This window comes from Agrobacterium deltaense RV3 (assembly GCF_900013505.1).
Classification (GTDB): Bacteria; Pseudomonadota; Alphaproteobacteria; order Rhizobiales; family Rhizobiaceae; genus Agrobacterium; species Agrobacterium leguminum.
The window spans coordinates 926,171-944,143 of sequence record NZ_LT009746.1 but is presented as its reverse complement, the minus strand read 5'-3'; the positions used below and the strand labels follow the sequence as shown (position 1 = coordinate 944,143).

The window sequence follows — 17,973 nt, the reverse complement described above, 5'->3', positions numbered from 1 at the left end:
CTGCAGGGCGCAATCGCGCGCCCGCATCGAGCAGAGCCCCTTCGCAGAGCAAAAGTATCTGTGCAGGGGTGAAGATTATCTCGCAATAGTTTGTATATACTTCAATATTGCAACTTTATAAAGTATTGATGTTTTGATGTGGCGCTTTAAAAATAGAATTGAAAGTAAATTTTAAACATAAATTCTTAAGCTCACCCTCCAGCCCGGTCGCCAACAGTTGCGCACGCACCCGTAACTCTCGCCACCGTCGCAGCATAGTTTTGGGGGATGGGACATGCTTTTTAAATCGACAACGGGTCGGAATATTTTTGCGGTCGCCGCATGCGGCGTCTTTGCGACGATCGCGGCCTCGGCCGTGCTGTTTTATCGGTCCATTGAGGATACCAGGGCCAACAATCTCGAGCGTATGCGGCAGATCGCCCACAGCGAAGCCCTGGCGACCGAAAAGAATATCGGCGGCACGATCCATATCGTCAACAGCCTCGTCTCGGTTCTGGAATCGATGAAACAGTCAGGCGATGCCGACCGGGGTAAGGTCGATCAGATCATTCACCAGATGCTGGCCAATAACACCGACATCCTTGGCCTCTGGACCGGATGGGAGCCAAATGCGTTTGACGGCAAGGATGCGGAATTCGCCAACAGGGAGGGGCATGACGCGACCGGCCGGTACATACCCTATTGGGTGCGCAGCGGCGGCAAAATAAGCAATACCGCTTTGACGGACTATGCCACCGCAGGTCCGGGCGATTATTATCAATTGCCCTTCACCCTGAAGAAAACGGTCGTCGTCGAGCCCTATTCCTATGCAATCGACGGCAAGGAGGTCCTGATTACCTCGATCGCCAAGCCGGTTATGGTCGATGGCAAACCTCAGGGGGTCGCTGGCCTCGACCTGTCGCTCGATGAAACGAGCAAGGCGCTTTCGACGGTGCGGCCCATGGGAACGGGGTTCGTCAGTCTGGTCAGCGGCGGCGGCAAGATCATCAGTCATCCGGATGCGGCGATCATGGGAAAAAGCCTCGCGGACGGCGGTGCGAAGACCGCCGGTTGGGACCAGCTGATTGCAAATCCCGGTGCGGAGCGCGAGATCACCGCACAGGATGGAACGGCGTCCTTCGCCATCGCCTTGCCGGTCATGCTTACCCAGGACATGAAATGGTACGCAATCATCTCGGTGCCGGAAGAAACGGTGTTTGCGCAGCTGCATGCCATGATGCGTGACGCCGCTTTGACCATAGTGACGGCCACCGTCCTGCTGGCGCTGGCGGGATGGTTCATCGCGCGGCGGTTCATCGGGCGCATCGCAAACATCATCGATGAGACCGCCCAGATTGCACAGGGAAATCTTCATCTGACACTGAAGGATATCGGGACAAGGGACGAAATTGGCGATCTTGCCCGCTCTCTCGATGTTCTGCGCGAAAACAACCGGCAGAAGGCCTCGCTGGAACAGGAGGCCGAGACCAACCGCACGCTTGGTGAAGAAGAGCGTGCGGCCCGGGAACGCAGGGCCGCCGATGAGGCGGGCAGCATCCGCTTTGCCGTCGACAGCCTGGCTTATGCGCTGGCGAAGCTCGCTGACGGCGACCTGTCCTGCCGTATCGACAATCCCTTTGTCGAGCAGCTCGACGCGGTGCGTGGCGATTTCAACGGCTCGGCCGGGAAATTGCAGGACGCGCTTCTGCGGGTATCGGAAAATGCCTCCGGCATCGACGTCGGTGCCAATGAAATCAAGTCGGCGTCCGATGATCTGGCGCGGCGAACGGAGCAGCAGGCGGCGGCCGTTGAAGAAACCGCTGCCGCCCTTGAAGAGATTACGACAACGGTAAAAGACGCCGCGAACCGTGCGCATGAGGCGGGCCGGCTGGTTTCCCGCACGCGCATCGGCGCGGAACGGTCGGGTGAAGTCGTGCGTCAGGCCGTGATGGCGATGGAGCGGATCGAAAAATCGTCGAACGAAATTTCCAGCATCATCGGCGTGATCGACGAGATCGCCTTCCAGACGAATTTGCTGGCGCTGAATGCCGGGGTGGAAGCGGCACGTGCCGGTGAGGCGGGCAAGGGTTTTGCCGTGGTGGCGCAGGAAGTGCGGGAGCTTGCCCAACGCTCCGCCGCTGCGGCGAAAGAAATCAAGTCGCTGATCACCAAGTCGAACCAGCAGGTCGAAGAGGGCGTGCATCTTGTCGGCGATACCGGCAAGGCGCTCGATGTCATCGTTGCCGAAGTGCAGGAAATCAATCAGCACGTCGCCGCGATCGTGGAATCCGCGCAGGAGCAGTCATCCGGCCTCCAGCAGATCAACGTCGCCGTCAACCAGATGGACCAGGAGACGCAGAAAAATGCCGCGATGGTCGAGGAGATGACCGCCGCAAGCCACACGCTGGCAACGGAGGTCGATGCGCTGAACCGGCTGCTCGGCCAGTTCGAACTCGGTCAGGGAGCGGACGCTTATCGGGGGTCTCTCAAGGCCGCCTGACTGGACGCCCTGAGCGGCCGTGTCCATCGGCTCCGATGGACACGGCGAGGAAATGGAAGATGGACTTTGTCTGCAAATTGAGCATCTTATTTCCTGCAAGCAAGTAATGGGATGATCAACAGCAGATGGATATCAGGCGCCTGAAATCGTTTATCACGATTGTCGACATGGGGAGCATAACAAGAGCGGCCGATGTGCTGCATATTGCCCAGCCGGCGCTCAGCCAGCAGCTGGCAAGCATCGAGGAGCATTTCCGCCAGAAACTGCTGACCCGAAGCCAGCAGGGTGTGGTCATGACCGATGCCGGCAAGGTTGTCTACAGGCATGCGCAGGTCATTTTGCGGCAGATGGAGCAGGCGCAGGCGGAGGCGCTGGAAGCGGGGGCTGTGCTTTCCGGCAAGGTGTCGGTGGGCCTTGCGCCCTTCAGCAGCGCCGCCACGCTTTCGCTGCGTCTGATGGAGGAAACCAAGCGGCTTCATCCCGGCATTCTGCTGCACATCACGGAAAGCGTCAGCCAGCCCTATAGCCAGATGATCATGAACGGCCGTCTGGAAATGGGTTTGATCCACGGCGTCGGGCCGATCCGGGGTGTCAAGTTCACGCCGCTGTTCCGTGAGGAATTCGTCCTCGTCGTGCATCGCAGCTTTGGCGTGGAACCGGGCGATGCGCCGATCACGGTCGCCGATCTGGCGTTTTTGCCCTTTCTTCTGCCGCCGACCTATAATTTCGTGCGCCGCGCCATCAATCTCGCCTTCACCCGCAGCCGCAAGGATCTGATCGTGATGGCGGAGCTGGAATCGGTGAGGACTATCGCGCGCGGCGTGGATGCCGCGCTTGGCGCGACCATAACGCCCAAGGCCATTGCCGACCGCATCGTCGCAGAATCCAATGAGGACATCGTCGTGAGGCAGATCGCCAGCCCGATGATCGAGGAAACGCTGTCCTTCTGCGTATCGGACAATACGCCGCTCTCCGAGCCCGCGCTTGCCGTGAAGGAGATATTGCTGCAACTGGCGGAGACCCTGAAATAAAAGGGTCCGGCCGGTTCTAAAGCCACGCGCGGCACCGTTTCCCGGTGCCGCGCATGGAAAAGATCAAAGCATTGCTTCCTTGCGGCAGTTCACCAGCAATTCTGCCACCGAAAGATTGTTCGGCAGGCGAAGCAGGGTTTCGACCATTTCGGCGAGATCGTCCGGCTGGGTCATATCCTCGCGGCTGACTTCCGTTTCGCCGACGGTCATATCGGTTGCGATATAGCCAGGGCAAAGCGCGGTGGCGCGCACGCCGCTGTCCCACAATTCCTGCCGGATGCCGTGGGTGAGGGCGACAACGGCGAATTTCGTCATGGCATAACCCACATTTGACCCCACGCGGCGTCCCGCCAGCGAAGCGACATTGATGACCCTGCCCTGTCCGGTTTTTACGAGATGGGGAATGGCGGCGCGGGTTACCCTCAGCGGACCCTTGACGTTGATACGCCACATCTGGTCGAGGCTTTCTTCGCCCGCATCCATGACCCGGACTTTGGGGTTGATGCCGGCGCAATTCACCAGCCCGTCGATCCGGCCATATCTGGCGGCAACGGCCTCAACCCAGGCCTCCGCCGAACCAGCCTCTTCCGCATCGTAGCGATCGGCCGAAAGCCGGTCCTTCACCGCAACGGCGGCCGGATTTCGCGCTCCCGCCGCCACCGTGAAACCCGCTTCGTGAAGCCTTTTGGCGATCGCAAGGCCGAGACCCCGCGATGCGCCGGAAACCATGATGACACGGCCACTTCCTCCCAACATGCTGTTCTCCCTATTTCATTCCATTGCAGAATTCGGCGATGCGGGCGCAGCCTTCGGCAAGGTTTTCCATGCTGGTGGCATAGGAAAGCCGGAAGAAGGGGCTGAGGCCATAGGCCGCGCCCTGCACTGTCGCAACGTGATGTTCGGCGAGAAGCGCCATGACGAAATCGGTATCGTTCTCGATCTTCGTGCCGCCCTTCGTCGTCTTGCCGATCAGCGCGGCAATATTCGGGAAGATATAGAAGGCGCCTTCCGGCTTGTGGCAGCGAAGCCCCTCGATTTCCGAAAGCTTGCCGAGCACGAAGTCGCGGCGCGTCTTGTAGATATCGGCGCGCTCCTTCAGCAGATCCTGCGGGCCGTCGAGAACCGCGACGGCGGCAGCCTGCACGATGGTCGCGACACCGCCGCTGTTCTGGGTATTGACGTTGCTGATGGCCTTGATGAGATCCTTCGGGCCGCCGCAGAAACCGAGACGCCAGCCGGTCATGGCATAGGCTTTCGATGCGCCGTTGACGGTCAGGACCCGGTCATAGAGGCGGGGTTCGACTTCGGCGATGGTGCAGAATTCGAAGTCGTCATAGATCAGGTGCTCATACATATCGTCGGTCATGATCCAGACATGCGGATGCCGCAGCATGACCTCGGCGATTTCCTTCATTTCCGCGCGGGAGCAGGCGGCGCCCGTCGGGTTGTTGGGGAAGTTGAAAAGCAGCCACTTGGTCTTCGGGGTAATCGCGGCTTCGAGATCTTCGGCGCGCAGGCGGAAACCGTTATTCTCCGGGCAAACCACCGGCACGGGCACGCCGCCCGCGAACTTCACGATATCGGCATAGCTGATCCAGGACGGCGCGGGAATGACGACTTCATCGCCCGGGTCGCAGGTCGCCATGATGGCGTTGAAGATGATCTGCTTGCCGCCGCCCGCCACCAGAATCTGGCTCGGATCGTAGTCGAGATTATTGTCGCGCTTGAACTTTCGCTGGATCGCGGCCCGTAGCGCCGGCGTTCCGTCAGCTGGCGGATATTTCGTGTCGCCGGCAAGGGCCGCCGCATGCGCCGCCTCGACCGCGTGGGCAGGCGTCGGGAAATCCGGCTCGCCGGACGACAGGCTGATGACCTTGATGCCCTGAGCGGCGAGATCGCGCGCTTTCTGGGTCATGGCGAGCGAAGCTGACACGGTGACGTTGTTAAGGCGTTGGGCGATAGTGGGCATGGATTATTTCCGATTGTAACGGTGAAGGCAGGCATCGTCGCGACGCCAGTGCATGACAAAGAGGTTACGGGAATTTTCCGCTATTTCCCCAATACGACTTCGATGTGACGTCATACGGGATTTTGATGCATCGCCGCCAAGATGGGGTGAGCAGTCCATATGCGTATGCGATGACCTCAGAGGAATAAAATATTATGCAGCCCGTCGGCTTAGCCCCTAAGCTCGGCTTAACAACAAGGGAACGACGCGTCGGGCAATGTTACCCAGAGAGGTAACCGGCGCGAAAATGCAGAAATATGCGACAGGCGCCGGCAAAAGACCGGATGCCTCGACAGGGAGCACACCCAGCAAATTCTAGTCATAGGGTCTGGACGATCTCGTTCGGCTCAAAGCGATGCCTCGTGCCGTATTCAACGCGACGGGAGTATAGATGTCGGATATTGCGATCATGGAACCACATGCCCCGCCACGCCGCGGAGTTTCCGGCTGGAAGGCCCTCGAGCGTCGGCTGTTTTCGCCCGGCATCCTCATCCTGCCGCTGCTGATCTTTCTGCTGATCTTTTTCTTCTGGCCGGCGGTTCGGCTGATGAGTTTCAGCGTCATGACCCAGAATTCGCAGGGGCTGATCGGCTCCCCCTTCACGCTTGCCCATTATGTCAGGTTTTTTGAGGTCGATCTTTACCAGAAGGTGCTCTGGGCGACGATCCGCATCAGCCTGATCACCTCAATTCTTGCGGCGATACTGGCCTATCCGGTCGCGACCGTTCTCGTGCGCGGCAATATCGTCACGACCCGTATCATCACACTAATCGTGATTGCGCCGCTGGCCGTCAGCGTCGTGGTGCGCGCCTACGGCTGGCAGCTCATTCTCGGCAACGGTCCGACCGGCCTTCTGAACTACGTATTGATGAATCTTGGCATCATAGACAGTCCGATGACGCTGCTGTTTTCGGATGCCGCCGTCATTATCGGCTCCCTGCACATTTTCTTCCCGATGATGGTGCTGCCGCTGTCCTCCGCGCTTGGCAAGATCGATCCGAACCTGCAGCAGGCTGCCCGCACGCTCGGCGCGCCGGCATGGAAAGTTTTCCTGCGGATCACCTTCCCGCTCAGCCTTCCCGGTCTGCTAGCGGGTTTCACGTTGGTGTTTTCGCTCGCTTCCGCATCCTACGTCATTCCCGCTCTGATCGGCGGTCCCGGCTCGCAGATGCTTGGCAACATGGTCGAACAGCAGGTTCTCGCGGTCTATGACTGGCCGTTCGGCGCCACCATCGCCACCATCCTCGTTTTCATCGTCATTCTGATCAACGCCGTCTCGATGCGGCTGCTCGGCGGGCGTCGTATCAAGGCAAGCGCGTCATGAACAACAAGCTGACCGGCACTTCCGCCATCGTCCTTTATGCGATCACCGCCGCCATGATGGTCTTCATCCTGGCTCCCATCGTTCTCGTCGTCGCCATCTCGTTTTCCGACAGCTATTTCGTCACCTTCCCGCCGCAGGGTTTCACCTTCCGCTGGTATGCAGCGGTAATGCAGAACGAGGAATTCACCGCTGGTCTCACCTTCAGTGCGGCGCTGGCGGTGGCGACCACCATCCTTTCACTGGCGCTCGGCGTTCCGGCAGCCTTCGCACTCTCCCGCGGAAAATTCATCGGCCGCTCGTTGATGAAGGGACTGCTGCTTTCGCCGCTGATCTTTCCCGTGCTGGTGACCGGCCTGGCATTGCTGCAGCTTTTCTCCGGCTATGGCTGGATGGATACCAAGCTGAAGCTTCTCATCGCCCACACCGTCGTGACGTCGCCCTATGTGATCCGCACGGTGCTGACCAGCCTTCAGCTCGTCAATGTCAGCCTTGAGGAAGCGGCGCGCACGCTTGGCGCCACGCGCTGGAAAACCTTCACGCGGGTGATCTTTCCGCAGATCGCGCCCGGCGTCGCCTCCGGCTCGATCTTCTGCTTCATGGTTTCTTTCGACAATTATCCCGTTTCGATGTGGCTGGCGGATTCCGCGAACCTGCCCGTGCCCATCGTTCTTTATCGCCAGATCGGCACGGTCTTTGATCCTTCGGTCGCGACCATGTCCACCATCATCATTCTTCTGGCGGTGACCGTCGTGCTCGTCCTCGACAGGCTGGTGGGTCTGCGCCGGGCAATGGCTATGTAAATCAACAACAAGAGGGGTACCGGAAATGACAGACAAGACCATCATCATGAAACGGCGCAGTTTCCTGACAGTCACCGCAGGCGCGCTCGCCACACCCTATTTCTACACCGCGGCTTCCGCACAGGATCGCACCATGTATGTCGGCGTCTATAATTCGGCGCAGGGCGGGCTGATCAAGAAGGAAGTGATCCCGGCTTTCGAGAAGGAATATAAGTGCCGGGTGCTGACGACCGAAGGCGCAACGCTCGCCAATATCGCCACGCTGCGCGCCACCCGCGAAAATCCGCAATATAGCGTGATGTCGATGGACGATGTCGGCGTGCCGCAGGCCAAGGAGGAAGGCCTGATCGAGCAATTGCCGGCGGACGAAATCCCCAACCTCAAGAACGTCTATTCTCGCTATCTTTTCGAAGACAATTTCGGCGTCGGTTTTGCAATCTCGATTGCCGGCCTGTTCTATAATCCGACGACGGGCAAGCCGTTTGAAAGCTACGAACAGATGTTCGACAAGAAATATGCCCGCCGCATGCTTCTCAACACACCGAAGAACACCCAGAGCGTTCTGATGCTGATGGTGGCGGCCGCCCTTGCGACCGGCAAGCCGCTGAAGGAAGCGCAATATGATACCGATGCCGGCTGGGCGAAACTCGCCGAGCTGAAGCCGAACGTGCTCTCGATATACGATGCGGAAGCACAGACGATGATGGTGGCGCAGGGCCAGGCAGATTTCGGCGGCATCGAATATTCCAAGGCGGTTTATCCGCACACCAAGAAGGGCGTGCCGCTGGACATGACCTTCCCGAAGGAAGGGGCATTCACCGGCATCAATTCCATCGCGCTGGTAAAGGGCGGGCCGCACCGCGATCTCGCGCTTGCCTATATCAACCGCATCCTCGATCCCGGTGTGCAGAAGATGCTTTCGGAAGCGACACTGAGCGCTCCCTCCGTCAAGGGCATCGAGTTCGGCGCAGATACGGCGAAGTTCCTTGCCTACCCGGAAACGAAGATGGAATCGCTGAACCTGTTCACACCGGACTGGAAATACATCATACCGCGTCGCGCCCAATGGCTCGAAAAATACAACCAGACCTTTAACGGCTGAGGAACGCTGATGAAATCCGTAGAAGTCCGCCTGGAAAGACTGACCAAGCATTACAACGGTCAGGTCGTTGCCGTCGATGATGTTTCGCTTACCGTCAAGGCAGGGGAAATCCTGGCGCTTCTCGGCCCGAGCGGCTGCGGTAAAACGACCTGCCTGCGCATGATTGCGGGGCTTGTCGATCCTACCTCGGGTGAAATCGTGGTCGGCGGCAAGCCGACCACGCGCACCCCGGTTCACCGCCGCAATGTTGGCATGCTTTTCCAGAACTACGCCCTGTTTCCCCACATGACCGTTGCCGAAAACGTCGCCTTCGGGCTGGAGATGCGGGGCGTTTCCAAGGCTGACCGGGAAGGGCGCGTGAAGCAGGCGCTCGATCTCGTTCAGCTGCACGCCTTCGGCGACCGACTGCCGGTGCAGCTTTCCGGCGGCCAGCAGCAGCGTGTGGCTTTGGCGCGCGCGCTGGTGATCGAGCCTTCGATGTTGCTCCTGGACGAGCCGCTCGGTGCGCTCGACAAGGGCCTGAGGGAAAGCATGCAGGTCGAAATCCGCAGCCTGCAGCAGCGGCTTGGCCTCACCACCATCATGGTGACCCACGATCAGGACGAGGCGCTGACCATGGCGGACCAGATCGCCGTGATGCGGGATGGCAATCTCGAGCAGATCGCACCGGCCGGCGAAATCTACCAGAAGCCGCTGACCCGCTTCGTCGCGGGTTTCATCGGCGCTTCGAACTTCTTCGAGGCGAGCGTGGCAGAGCGCAATGGTCGTTCCGCAAGGCTGGTCACCGGTTCCGGCGTGCGGCTCGATGTCGAGGATATGGGGGCGGTTCAGGGCGACAAGGTCGTGGTCACCGTTCGCCCCGAAGCAATCTCGGTCTCACCGCTTGCGGTGGACGCAGGTGAAAACACCGGCAATTCCACCACGGCGCGGGTGGAGCAGGTCGTCTATCGCGGCTTCATGCTGCATTATTACCTGCGTCTGGACAATGGCGAGCCGATGATCGCTTACCGGCAGACCCAGACCGAAGGGTTCACCAATGCCGTCAGCGCCGCTGGCGACCGGGTGAGACTGAGCTGGACGACCGACAGCAATCACGTGATCCGGCTGAATTGATGATTTTGCGGCTGGGTCGCTCAGGCGGCCCGGCTGGCGACGGATTGAAATCCGGTCCGTATCCATAGGTGACAAAATTACGGCACCGCGCTCCTGAAATGGAATGCGGTGCCGTGCTTTTTGTGCTGGATATGAGGCGTATGCCGCTTCAGGCAACCACTTCGCGAGCCGGCACGACGCTGCCGCCGCAGGCTTCCACTTCGCTGCGCACCGTGCGCGCAAGCTCCAGCGAGCCGGGCGTATCGCTGTGGACGAGGATCGATCTGGCGCGAACGGGGATGGTCTCGCCCTCGATGGTCGTAACCGTGCCTTTTTCCAGAAACTGGCGCACGCGTGCGCGAACTTTTCCTTCTTCCTTGACGACGGAATTGGGCAGCTTGCGTGGCACGAGCTGGCCCTTCACATCATAAGCCCGGTCGGCGAGAAAGAGGTTGAGCACTTTCAGCCCGCAATCCAGCGCCGCCTTTTCGATCAGCATGTCCGGCATAGAAAACACAATGAGATTTGGATCGACCGCTTTGATCTTTTTCATGATCCGTTCGGCAAGGGCCGCGTCGCGATTGATCATGTTGCCCATGGCGGCATGGAAGCTGATATGGGAGAGCGCAACCTCCTGCGCCCTGGCAATCGCCGAAAGCGCGCCGAGCTGGTAGAGAACCTGCTGTTCCATTTCTTCTGCATCGACGGGAATTTCGCGGCGGCCGAAGCCGAGGCGGTCGGCGAGGCCGGGATGGGCGCCGACACCGACGCCGTTCTGTTTGGCGAGACGCACCATGCGCGCCATCATTTCCGGATCGCCGGCATGGAAGCCGCAGGCGATATTCGCCGAAGAGACGACTTCCATAAGCTTCTCGTCGTCGCAGACCTTATAGACGCCGAAACCTTCGCCCATATCGGAATTAACATCGATCTTCATGGTTCCCTCTCCGTATTTTTAAGGATTATCGTTTTGCGAGCGTGCCGAGTGCGGCGGTAACCAGCGGCAGGGTTTTGCGGATATCGGCGAAATAGGCGTCGATTGCCTGTTCGACCTCCAGCGCCTCGCGCACCGTCGCCTGCACGAAACGGATGCGACTGCCGATGCGCGCCTGTCCGAGCCGCCAAAGATCGCTGTCGATGATACCAGCCATCTTCGGATAACCGCCGGCTGTGTTGGCGTCGCTCATCTGGATGATCGGCTCGCCGCTTGGCGGAACCTGAACCACGCCGGGAATGACGCCGTAAGAACGTAGCTCCACCGGAGCCGCAAGTGTCATCGGCGTGCCGGCAAGCCGGTAGCCGGTGCGGTCGCTCTGCGAGGTGATTTTCCAGGCTTCGGACCAGAAACGTTCCGCACCTTCGCCGAAAAGATCGTGTTCGGCGGCGGGAATGGCTCTCAGCAGTAATTCGCCATTTTCGGATACCGGAAACATGTCCGGCATCGCCTCGGCAAGCGGCATGACGCCGAGGCCGCTTGCCGGCAGCGCCGTTGGTTCGGATGGCAGAACGGATAGCCTGTCGCCGGTGGTGAGGTGGCGTCCCTCATGGCCGCCGAAGGAGCCGCGAAGTGAGGTGCTTCGTGATCCCATCACCACGGGAACGTCTATGCCGCCCTGAAGGAAGAGATAGGCGCGCGCATTCTTCAGCGGCGTCGAAAATTCGAGAATCTGACCCTTTTCTGCCCGCGCGCACCAGTAGGGCGGCAGATCGGCACCATTGAGCCGGGCGGCGCAATCCGCACCGGTTACGGCGAAGGTCAGCGCCTCTTCGAATTCGATGCGGAACGGAAAGGTCTGGATTTCAATCGCAGCGGCGTCCTCGCCGTTGCCGACAAGAATATTGCCGACCCTGAGCGCGATGGGATCCATCGCGCCCGTGGCGGTGATGCCGATATTGCGATAACCCGCGCGGCCGAGATCCTGGACGGTGTTCAGCGGTCCACAGGCAAGAATATGGATCATAGTTCGATCCTTTCGGGAAGGAAACGAACGCGGTCACCGGGCGCCAGCACCGCGGGCTGTTCGGCGGTCGCGTCGAACATGGTGATTTCGGTGAAGCCCAGCGAATTCCAGCCATTCGGTCCGGTCAGAACCGAGATGCCGGACTGCATGCCGCCGATCGTCACCATGCCCTTCAACATGCGGAGCGACGGGACTTTCTTGCGCGGCATGAAAATGCGCGGATCGAGGCCGCCGAGATAACCGAAGCCCGGCGCGCTGCCGACGGCGAAAACCGTATAGGTCCGCTCGAAATGCAGGCGCACGACTTCCTTGTCCGGCAGGCCGGAATAATCGCAGATCGCTGCAAGGTCGATGGCGTGCTCGCCGCCATAGGTCGTGGGCACTTCGATGGTCTTGCCCAGAAGATCGAGCTCCGCAGTCCTTTGCCAGAGGTCGAGAAGCTCGTCCTCCAAACGCCCGGCATCTTCAGGCGTGCTGCGTAGCACGATCAGCAGGTTGGTCATGCCGGGTATGAGTTCCAGCACTTCGGGGCGGTCCTTCAATGCGCGCGTCAGCGCCCAGATACGCCGCTGGGCGGGCAGGTCCAGCTCGCCGGGCGCTTCGATCAGAAACGTCTTGTTGCCGATCATCGAGATTTTCGGCAGGCCCAGATGGGCGGGGGTGAGGTGGGGCGTTTTCAGCGGGAGGTTGCTCATCGACGTCACCATCATGTTTCGGTCTTGAGAAGGGTGGAGCCATAGCCGACAAGCGCGCCGGCTTCCGTCACGATTTCGCTGACGGTGCCGGCTTTTTCGGCGATGACCGGAACAAGCACGGGTCCGGCTGCGACGAATGCGACGATCTCGCCTTTCGCTACGGATTGTCGTGCCCGAACCGCCCGATCGGGGCGCTGCGGATGCGCGGGCGTGAAGATGCCGGCCATCGGTGCACGGGCGAGAATATCCCCCGCCTTTTCCGGCGCTTTGGCCGCTTCAATGGGCCGCTGTGCGGCAGGGGTCTGACCGCCTGCCATGGCGACGATCTTCAATGATCCATCCGGCGTCTCTATTTCAATGGCGGAGACATTGTTGCGCTCGAGGTGAGCGGCAAGATCGGCAATTGTGCCGGGCTCGCTGTAGCGGGATACGGAAACAGGCTGTCGCTTCACTTTGCACCCCGCGCTGCAAGCCAATGTTCGAGGTAATGAATATCCGTGCCGCCTTCGGAAAAGGCCGGGTCCTGCAATATTTCCCGGTGCAGCGCCAGGTTGGTGGAAACGCCCTCGATGCGCATTTCGCCAAGTGCGCGCCGCATGCGCAGGATTGCCTGCTCGCGGGTCGGCGCATGGACGATGAGCTTGGCGATCAGGGAATCGTAATGAGCCGAAACCCGATAACCCGCCGTCACATGGGTATCGACCCTGACGCCGGGGCCGCCCGGCAAGTGCAGAGCCGTGATAAGGCCGGGGCAGGGAATGAAACTATAGGGGTCTTCGGCATTGATGCGGCATTCGATCGAATGGCCTTCGCAGACGATATCCTCCTGCGAAATCTCGAGCGGATGGCCAAGAGCGACGAGAAGCTGCTGGCGCACCAGATCCACGCCCGAGGTCATTTCCGTGACCGGATGTTCGACCTGCAGGCGGGTATTCATCTCGATGAAATAAAATTCGCCATTCTCATAAAGAAACTCGAAGGTGCCGACCCCGCGATAACCGATCTGGCGGCAGGCTTCGACGCAGCGATTGCCGACGAAAGCCGCGACATCGGGCGGGATGCCGATGGCCGGGCCTTCTTCGACGACCTTCTGGTGGCGGCGCTGCATGGAACAATCGCGCAGGCCCACCCAGACCCCGTTGCCCTGACCATCGCAGAGAACCTGAATTTCGACATGGCGCGGATGTTCGAGGAATTTCTCGATATAAAGTTCCGGCGTTCCGAAGGCCCGGCTTGCCTCCTCACGCGTGACGAGAACGGCATCCTGAAGGGCGGAGGCATCGTGCACCACACGCATGCCGCGCCCGCCGCCGCCGCCAGCCGCCTTGACGATGACGGGATAGCCGATTTCGGCGGCGATTTTCGAGACTTCGGCCATGTCATCCGGCAGGGCGGAATCGGGACCGGGAACGCAGGGCACGCCGGCCTCCATCATCGCCCGCTTCGCCGCTATCTTGTCACCCATGGTGCGGATGGCGTCGGCGCGCGGGCCGATGAAGACCGCCCCCGCCGCCTCCACGGCTTCCGAAAAAGACGCTCTTTCGGACAGGAAACCATAGCCGGGGTGAACCGCGCCAGCGCCGGTCAGCTCCATCGCAAGCAGTATGGCCGGCGCGTTGAGGTAGCTCTGGGCGGGAGAGGCCGGCCCGATGCAGATGGCGGTGTCGGCCGCCTTCAGATAGTCGGCATCCTTATCGGCTTCCGAATAGATCATGACGGTCTTCAGGCCGAGTTCACGGCAGGCGCGCTGCACCCGCAAGGCAATCTCGCCGCGATTGGCGATCAGGACGCTATCGAATGCTCGTGTCTCAGCCACCTTTGGGAGTGTCGCATCCATCATTCGAACTCCAGCACCGGCTGTCCAAGTTCGACGTCTTCGCCGTCATTGGCGATAAATCTGGCGATCCTGCCGCTTCGTTCGGCCCTAACGGTGTTGAACACTTTCATCGCCTCTATGATGAAGAGTTCCTGTCCTTGCCTGACCTCGTCGCCGGCTTCGGCGAAAGGCGCCGCGCCCGGGCTCGGGGCGCGATGGAAAAGGCCGAATGAGGGTGCTGCGACGATGCCGGATGACGCCGGTGCGGCTGCGGCGGATGCCGGCGCATGTTCTTCGGCGCGGGGTGTCGCGGATGCCGTTTCGGCTACCGCAACGGGCCGGGGCTGCGATGATGGTGCCTGCGGCGAAACGGCATTGTTTTCGCGGATGATCCGGACCGTGGTTCCCTCCTGGCTCACGGTCAATTCGGATACTCGCGAAGAGCCAACGAACTCGATCAGTTTCTTGATCTTTTCCAGATCCATATTGGTTTCCAACGTCTTTTTTGTCCCCACGGCGGCAGGTGGGCGGAGCGGAATCCGCACCCTGTCCATCAGCAATAGCTACCATGGGGGCGGGATTGATGGGGTCAGACGAAGTTCCTATGGACATTGCTTTCCGGTTTGATATCCCGCCGCCGCGTGGTGAAACGGTTCGAAGACTCCGAAGGAACGAACCATGGATTCCCGCAAAGGCATTCTTCTTAAAATCTCTGCAGCGCTCGCTCTGGTGCTGATGGGCGCCTGCATCAGCAGCCTCAGGGGCGAAATACCCATCGGGCAGGTGGTCTTCTTCAGATCGGCGGTGGCCATGCTGCCGCTTTGTCTGTGGATGGCGGCGCAGGGCGGTTTCCGAAGGCAGGTGGCAACCAGCCATATTGGCGGCCATCTGGTGCGGAGTTTTTCCGGCACCGGCGGCATGGTCTTCAGCTATCTGGCGCTGGCCTACATTCCGCTGGCCGACGCGACGGCCATCAGCTACGCAACACCGCTCTTTACCGTCATTCTGGCGGTGTTGCTTTTGAAGGAAGTCGTCAGGATTTACCGCTGGACGGCGGTGGTCGTCGGGCTCTGCGGTATCGTGCTGATCCTGTCGCCGCATTTTTCCTTCGATGTTTCGGATGTCGCTTCCGGCTCTGGCGTCGCCATGCTCGGCGGCCTGTTCGGTCTGGCGGCGGCTTTTTTCTCCGCCATATCGATGATCCAGATCCGGCATTTGACGCAGACGGAAAATACCGGAGCGATCATCTTCTATTTCACTTTGCTTACAACCGTCATCGGCTTTGCCAGCATCGGCATGGGTTGGAAAATGCCGACCGCGTGGCAATGGACCCTGCTGATCGGCACCGGTCTTATTGGCGGTATCGCGCAGATACTGGTGACGCTCAGCCTGCGTTATGCCGAGGCCTCGCTGCTGGCGCCGTTCGATTACACCACGATGATATGGGCGCTGTTGATCGGTTATGCCTTCATGGATCAGGTTCCGGCCCTGACGACCATTCTGGGGGCTTCCATCGTGGTTGCCGCCGGTTTGTTCACGCTGTGGCGGGAAAGGCGGCTGCACAAAAAGCGCGTTACGGAACAGTTGACGCTACCGGCTCCCTGACAGCCTGTTTCGCCAGCCGGTTTTCGCGCCACATCGCAAAAAGCCCGGCGGCGATGACAGTCAAGGCGCCAATGATGGTCGCACCCGTCGGCACTTCGGCCATGAAGAGATAACCGAGGGCGATTGCCCATATCATGGTGGTGTAATCGAACGGCGCCAGCAGCGAGGCCTGGGCGTGGCGCAGGCTCAGCGTCATGGCGATCTGGCCGATGCCGCCGGCAAGGCCGCCGCCGGCGAGCAGCAGGAACTGGTGAAAATCCGGCATCTTCCATCCAAATCCGAGCGTGGCGAGGCCGGCCACCACACCCGTCAGCGTATAGATGAGCACGATGCGCGACGGCTTTTCGATGCTGTTCAGATGGCGGACGGCGATGGAGGAAAAGGCTGCGCAAAGCGCACCGGTCAACGCCAGCGCGGTTCCGATCATCGCGACGCTGTCGATTTGAGCGGGGCCTGAGGCGGCATCGAAGATCAGTTTCGGCGAGAGCGTGATGAAGACACCGATGAAACCGGTCAGTACGGCGGACCAGCGATATATCCGCACTTTTTCGCCAAGCAGCAGCGCCGCCAGCATGATGGTGAAAAGCGGTGTCGTGTAGCTCAGCACCGTCACATTCACCAGCGGCAGATAGGCGAGGGCGAGAAAGCCGAAGAACATGCCGCCAAGCCCGGCCGAGCTGCCCGCGAGCAGGCTGCCGATGTTCTTTTTGGCCGGCACGGTTATCCGCTCCGAGGAGGCGATGAACCAGAGACAGAGGGGAATGAGGGCAAAAAATCCCCGGCAGAAAACGACTTCGCCGACCGGGATCGCCCCGTCCAGGCCCTTCACGCAGGCGGACATGACTGTGAATGCCAGCATGGCCGTCAGCTTGAGCAAAATTCCGGTCTTAGGATTCATCCCGCTCCCCATCGCAGCAAGACCGTGTCATGGGCAAGACATTGAGAAAAGCCTTAGCCGGCTGTCATAAGAATCTTGTCTTACCCCATTACTCTCTTGAAGACCGGCAGGACCACCGGACGACGCTTTTCCCCTAGGCCCCCGCGGTGATTTGGTGTCATGATCGCATTTCTAACCGGCGGGAGGTTAAGCGGGCATGTTGGATTTGCGCAGGCTGCGATATCTGGTCGCGATTGCCGATTGCGGCTCCATGTCGGCGGCGGCGCGGCAATTGGGGATAGCCCAGCCGGCGCTCAGCCATCACATTACGGAACTGGAACGGCTGGTTGGTTTTCCAGTGCTGCACCGGCTGGCGCGCGGTGTGAAGGCGACGGAAAAGGGTGAAGTCCTGCTTTCCCATGCGCGGGAGATTACCGAGAAGGTTCGGCAGGCGGAAGCGGAAATCCGGGCCATGGCCTATCTGGATGAGAGGGTGATCCGGCTGAGCCTCATCCCCTCCTGGGCGACCGCCTTTGCGCCGAGCATCATCAGCGAAGTTGCCGCTTCGATGCCCAAGGTTTCGCTGCGGCTGATAGAGGCGCGCAATGACGAATCCCTGCGCCTTATTCGTCTCGGCAAGGTGGATATGGCCGTTGCGCTGGTGGGTGCGGAGGACAAGGCCGACGATCTTATCGTCAAGGAGAGCCTGTTTGCCGTTTCCTCAAGGCCTATCGGCCGGTCGATACCGCTTGAGGCTGCAGCAGGGCTCAACCTGATCCTGCCGCCGAAAGACAATCCACTGCGCATATCGATCGACGAGGCCGCCGCCCGCGCCGGAATAACACTGAACGTGACCATGGAGATCGACGGGCAGGATACGATCAAACGCGCCGTCAGCGCCGGCATCGGTGCGACGATCCTGTCATGGAATTCGGTGCAGCAGGAGCAGGAGGCCGGTCAGCTTCAGGCCGCCCATATCACCCAGCCCGTCATTTATCGCTCCATACATCTGTTAAAGGGCAGGGAAGTGGATGAGCGAACGTTCAGGCTGTTCCGCGACCTTTTGCGGGCTGTCGCAAGACGTGAACCGGCATTCAACCCATAAACGATCTGTATGGGTAAATTGAAAACTCGGTATTTGTATTGTTGATGGCTTCTTCCTAGCCTCCCCGATGAAAGCGTA

Annotated in this window: 17 protein-coding genes; 8 read left to right on the top strand and 9 right to left on the bottom strand. The window is 60.1% G+C overall.

Annotated features, from left to right (window positions below):
* The first annotated feature begins 274 nt into the window (after window positions 1-274).
* Window positions 275-2,479, top strand: coding sequence for a methyl-accepting chemotaxis protein (locus tag AGR7B_RS18695; protein WP_080857562.1), 2,205 nt, complete (start codon window positions 275-277; stop codon window positions 2,477-2,479).
* A 125-nt stretch (window positions 2,480-2,604) separates the two neighbouring features.
* Complete coding sequence (locus tag AGR7B_RS18690) at window positions 2,605-3,510, top strand: LysR substrate-binding domain-containing protein (RefSeq protein ID WP_080857561.1); 906 nt, start codon at window positions 2,605-2,607, stop codon at window positions 3,508-3,510.
* Between the two features lie 63 nt (window positions 3,511-3,573).
* Here the strand turns inward: AGR7B_RS18690 and AGR7B_RS18685 are convergent, their stop codons facing one another.
* Window positions 3,574-4,266 carry an SDR family NAD(P)-dependent oxidoreductase gene (locus tag AGR7B_RS18685; protein ID WP_078052163.1) on the bottom strand — a complete coding sequence of 231 codons (693 nt, stop codon included), beginning with the start codon at window positions 4,264-4,266 and terminating at the stop codon, window positions 3,574-3,576.
* Window positions 4,267-4,276: 10 nt separating this feature from the next.
* Entirely contained in the window at window positions 4,277-5,479 is a 1,203-nt protein-coding gene (locus AGR7B_RS18680) for a pyridoxal phosphate-dependent aminotransferase (protein WP_078052162.1), read from the bottom strand.
* Between the two features lie 430 nt (window positions 5,480-5,909).
* On the opposite strand from AGR7B_RS18680, the gene AGR7B_RS18675 reads away from it, so the two are divergent.
* The 4 genes from AGR7B_RS18675 to AGR7B_RS18660 are packed head-to-tail and all read left to right on the top strand — an operon-like array spanning window position 5,910 to window position 9,857.
* A complete protein-coding gene (locus AGR7B_RS18675) occupies window positions 5,910-6,842 on the top strand; it encodes an ABC transporter permease (protein ID WP_065656635.1) in 933 nt (310 codons plus the stop codon).
* On the top strand, window positions 6,839-7,642 hold the full coding sequence (locus AGR7B_RS18670) for an ABC transporter permease (protein WP_003519698.1): 804 nt from the start codon (window positions 6,839-6,841) through the stop codon (window positions 7,640-7,642). The genes AGR7B_RS18675 and AGR7B_RS18670 overlap by 4 nt, the downstream gene beginning before the upstream one ends.
* A gap of 25 nt (window positions 7,643-7,667) precedes the next feature.
* Window positions 7,668-8,744: an ABC transporter substrate-binding protein gene (locus tag AGR7B_RS18665; RefSeq protein ID WP_065656633.1), complete on the top strand. Its 1,077-nt coding sequence runs from the start codon at window positions 7,668-7,670 to the stop codon at window positions 8,742-8,744.
* 9 nt (window positions 8,745-8,753) lie between these two features.
* Window positions 8,754-9,857, top strand: a complete 1,104-nt coding sequence (locus AGR7B_RS18660; RefSeq protein ID WP_080857560.1) for an ABC transporter ATP-binding protein — start codon at window positions 8,754-8,756, stop codon at window positions 9,855-9,857.
* 148 nt (window positions 9,858-10,005) lie between these two features.
* Here the strand turns inward: AGR7B_RS18660 and AGR7B_RS18655 are convergent, their stop codons facing one another.
* Genes AGR7B_RS18655 through accB form a run of 6 tightly spaced genes read right to left on the bottom strand, consistent with a single transcriptional unit; the run spans window position 10,006 to window position 14,793 of the window.
* On the bottom strand, window positions 10,006-10,773 hold the full coding sequence (locus AGR7B_RS18655; protein ID WP_080857559.1) for a 5-oxoprolinase subunit PxpA: 768 nt from the start codon (window positions 10,771-10,773) through the stop codon (window positions 10,006-10,008).
* Window positions 10,774-10,798: 25 nt separating this feature from the next.
* On the bottom strand, window positions 10,799-11,797 hold the full coding sequence (locus AGR7B_RS18650) for a 5-oxoprolinase subunit C family protein (RefSeq protein WP_080857558.1): 999 nt from the start codon (window positions 11,795-11,797) through the stop codon (window positions 10,799-10,801).
* Window positions 11,794-12,507, bottom strand: coding sequence for a 5-oxoprolinase subunit PxpB (gene pxpB, locus AGR7B_RS18645; RefSeq protein WP_080857557.1), 714 nt, complete (start codon window positions 12,505-12,507; stop codon window positions 11,794-11,796). Before pxpB ends, AGR7B_RS18650 begins: the two co-directional genes overlap by 4 nt.
* Window positions 12,504-12,944, bottom strand: coding sequence for an acetyl-CoA carboxylase biotin carboxyl carrier protein (locus AGR7B_RS18640; protein WP_080857556.1), 441 nt, complete (start codon window positions 12,942-12,944; stop codon window positions 12,504-12,506). The genes pxpB and AGR7B_RS18640 overlap by 4 nt, the downstream gene beginning before the upstream one ends.
* Window positions 12,941-14,332, bottom strand: coding sequence for an acetyl-CoA carboxylase biotin carboxylase subunit (accC, locus tag AGR7B_RS18635; RefSeq protein WP_080857555.1), 1,392 nt, complete (start codon window positions 14,330-14,332; stop codon window positions 12,941-12,943). Before accC ends, AGR7B_RS18640 begins: the two co-directional genes overlap by 4 nt.
* The gene (gene accB, locus AGR7B_RS18630; RefSeq protein WP_065656626.1) at window positions 14,329-14,793 is read right to left on the bottom strand and encodes an acetyl-CoA carboxylase biotin carboxyl carrier protein; all 465 of its coding nucleotides are present in this window, start codon (window positions 14,791-14,793) and stop codon (window positions 14,329-14,331) included. The genes accC and accB overlap by 4 nt, the downstream gene beginning before the upstream one ends.
* A gap of 193 nt (window positions 14,794-14,986) precedes the next feature.
* Here accB and AGR7B_RS18625 point away from each other — a divergent pair, with 193 nt between their 5' ends.
* Window positions 14,987-15,913 (top strand): DMT family transporter, encoded by a 927-nt coding sequence (locus AGR7B_RS18625; protein WP_080857554.1) that lies wholly within the window; start codon window positions 14,987-14,989, stop codon window positions 15,911-15,913.
* Here AGR7B_RS18625 and AGR7B_RS18620 read toward each other — a convergent pair.
* Window positions 15,882-16,811 carry a DMT family transporter gene (locus AGR7B_RS18620; protein ID WP_080857553.1) on the bottom strand — a complete coding sequence of 310 codons (930 nt, stop codon included), beginning with the start codon at window positions 16,809-16,811 and terminating at the stop codon, window positions 15,882-15,884. The genes AGR7B_RS18625 and AGR7B_RS18620 overlap by 32 nt on opposite strands.
* A gap of 196 nt (window positions 16,812-17,007) precedes the next feature.
* Between AGR7B_RS18620 and AGR7B_RS18615 the strand changes: the two genes are divergently transcribed.
* Window positions 17,008-17,895 carry a LysR family transcriptional regulator gene (locus tag AGR7B_RS18615; RefSeq protein WP_065656623.1) on the top strand — a complete coding sequence of 296 codons (888 nt, stop codon included), beginning with the start codon at window positions 17,008-17,010 and terminating at the stop codon, window positions 17,893-17,895.
* The last annotated feature ends 78 nt before the right edge of the window (window positions 17,896-17,973 follow it).